Source organism: Apibacter mensalis (assembly GCF_001418685.1).
Taxonomy (GTDB): Bacteria; Bacteroidota; Bacteroidia; order Flavobacteriales; family Weeksellaceae; genus Apibacter; species Apibacter mensalis.
Genome location: NZ_LIVM01000019.1, coordinates 1 through 2,743, shown reverse-complemented (window position 1 = coordinate 2,743; position 2,743 = coordinate 1). Strand labels below are relative to the sequence as shown.

The 2,743-nt window shown below is 33.9% G+C and carries 2 protein-coding genes and 1 pseudogene; all 3 read right to left on the bottom strand.

Annotated features, from left to right (window positions below; all coding sequences use genetic code 11):
* Positions 1-10 precede the first annotated feature (10 nt).
* A complete protein-coding gene (locus ASC36_RS09900; protein WP_055426341.1) occupies positions 11-910 on the bottom strand; it encodes an RHS repeat-associated core domain-containing protein in 900 nt (299 codons plus the stop codon).
* Positions 911-1,123: 213 nt separating this feature from the next.
* Positions 1,124-1,948: an ankyrin repeat domain-containing protein gene (locus tag ASC36_RS09895; RefSeq protein ID WP_055426340.1), complete on the bottom strand. Its 825-nt coding sequence runs from the start codon at positions 1,946-1,948 to the stop codon at positions 1,124-1,126.
* A pseudogene (locus tag ASC36_RS10850) lies at positions 1,948-2,743 on the bottom strand (hypothetical protein); the annotation flags it as partial. The pseudogene ASC36_RS10850 and the gene ASC36_RS09895, both read right to left, overlap by 1 nt.

Sequence of the window (2,743 nt, the reverse complement as noted above, 5' to 3'; positions counted from 1 at the left end):
TTCATAATTATTACTTATTATTAGACGGTTGTATATATGATTTCCAATCATCTACTCGGTTATGACTATTATGAAAATCTCCTATTCCTATTCCATCTCTTACTCCTTGAGGATTGTCTACAGAGATATTTGTTGCACTTCCAAAAGTACGACCAGCAGGCCCCATTTCTAGAGGTCCGGTTGTCCCTCCTTTAGACTGAACAGGATCTTTCTTATCGTATACATTTATATGGTCTACTCGAGAATTTGCTTCTCCTGATAATTGGTAATCATTTCTTACAGGGGTATTAATAGTAATTAAATTAATATCGACATTCTTAAATTCTTCCATCCCCACCATTAAATTAATAGCTTCTATGGCTACATTTCCCCCATGACTATGTCCTACTAAGGTTAGAGGTTCTTTTGAATCCACATTTAATCTTTCCGTTAAAACATGTGTGATTAGTTTATAAGCAGCCTGAGTTCGGGCCTCTTTTGAATTTCCTCCTGACCAATTAAACTTAAAATCATGTTCTATATTTCCAAAGGCTTTTAATGCTACTTCTTTTATTCCTTCTTTATTTTGCCATGTATTGGCATTTGACCAAGTTCCATGGATAGCGACTACCTGTTTTCCATTCGGGTCTAACCATTTTACAGGGCTTTGATAACAATAAATATACGTATTGAGATTAAACGAGTTATACACTCCCCCGTTGTGTTGCCCGTCTATGTAATGTTCTCTCTCCAGAACCGGGTTGTAACCGCTTAATGGATCGGTACTTAACCATACACTCTCCCTCGGGTTGTAGTATCTTGCCCCGTAATAGTACTCATCCAATTCAGCTCTGCGTACGTTTTTTTCGTCTAAAGCCGGGAGATTGTTCCTTAAAAATAGTGAATAATAGGGATTCTTCCTAATAGTCATAAGGGTAAATGTAATTATTTTTTAAGTGTTGTAAAATATTTTTTTATCTTTTTGTTTAAAGTTTTTCTACTTCTTTTAGGAAATTAATTTCTAGTAAAAACCCCGCTAAGGGCGGGGTTGCTTATTTTAATATTTCTCTAAATATTCTTGCCAATTTTTAGGATATTTTTCTTGAGCTTTATTTTTAATGTAATCTGAGATTAGTATCGCTCATCAATCTATTCCTTTACTCTTCAAAAAATCAATTATTAGCATTTTATATTTATACTCGTCTGTATCAACATCCGCTACATTTTCTTTTAATACATCTGCCAAATACATTGGTCTTCCTTTGTCGTTAGGATCTCTATTTTCTGTTGGTATTGAATAATCTGGTCTGTAAAAAATAGGTCGTTTGTAATCTGCTCCGTGTTGTAATAAATAATATGATATTTCATATTTGTTTATCATTACAGATGCACTTAATGCCGATTGACCGAACTCATTCTGGTAATTAATATCTGCCCCTTTTGACACCAAAAATTTAACCAAATCTAAATTACCTGTTTTAGATGCCGCCATTAAAGGAGTAAGTCGCGTACTATTCCCTTGTCTTCTTTCTCCTATCTCAGCATCATTTACATTCGCTCCATATTCAACTAACAATTTAGCAAAGCTAATATTGTAATATTTGGAATTACAAGCCTCAATAAGTGAAGATGTACCATCAAAAGTATTATGTATATTGACATCTGCCTTTCTTTTCAATAACACTTTAAATGGTTTCAGCTGTTGATTCATAACTGTTAGTTTCAAAAGCGTATTACCATATTTAGGCTCTTGATAGTTAATTAATTCAGGATTTTTTAAAACTATTTCATCTATTTTATTTACATCTTCATCTTGTACCGCTTTAGCTAATTCCCAAGCCGGTGTATTTTGAAAAAGACGGTAATCATTGCCTGTTAAATCTGTTTTATCCACCGGTATATCCCTGTTTATATTTAAGCACGAAAGCAACAAACAAGAGATTACAAATTGCATAATCATTGCTTTCATCACTTATTATATACATCTGAGTTCTTAATTCCAAAATTCTTTAATACATTATCCATACTATGTCCATTATAAACTGACAGTAAATCTTTAGGTAATAAGTAATGTCTATTACCATTTACATCGGGCATTATTTTTCCTAATGGAGAATTACCATTTTGCAATTTATTCAATGGGTCTGTTAAAAGAATATAAGCTTGGATATTTTTCTCAGATTTAAATGGGGTTGAACATGTTCCTTCTACCATTTTTGTTATGTTTCCTACACCTGCTACATTAAATGTAAATGCTTTTCTACCTATTAATTTGTCATTACTCGTAATTAAAGAGTTCAAAGCTGCTTCGCCACAACCTAACGAGTGACCAACAAAATTAAGTTCTGTTTTACTAAGTGCTTTTGAAAGTGTTTTAGCATTATTGGCTGCATTTTCATATTGTGTGGATAAGCCTAAAGGCTGTTTAGCATTTTCAACCCAATCTCTGACTTCAACCGAACCTGCTGTAGCATAAACATATTCCGTTACTTTCCCATTTACAACTCTTTCATAGACCAACGATCTTAAACTTGTTTCATCTGTTAGTCTAATTCCAAAATCGCTATTCGAAACTCTCCATCCTCCAATTAAAATATCATCTTTCTTATCTCCATACACATGGGCTGCCATACGTGCTGCTTCTTCTGGGGTTGGCTCTTCTCCATTCGGATCAATAAACTTAAGTGGATTTTGGTAGGTGTATTGATACGGGGTCATCGTTTTTTCAAACAACGGGTCCACGCTCAACCACACACTCTCCCTC

Excerpts from the sequence above, each read along its gene's own strand:
- ASC36_RS09900 (WP_055426341.1), bottom strand. The coding sequence starts at position 910 with ATGACTATTAGGAAGAATCCCTATTATTCACTATTTTTAAGGAACAAT.
- ASC36_RS09895 (WP_055426340.1), bottom strand. The coding sequence starts at position 1,948 with ATGAAAGCAATGATTATGCAATTTGTAATCTCTTGTTTGTTGCTTTCG.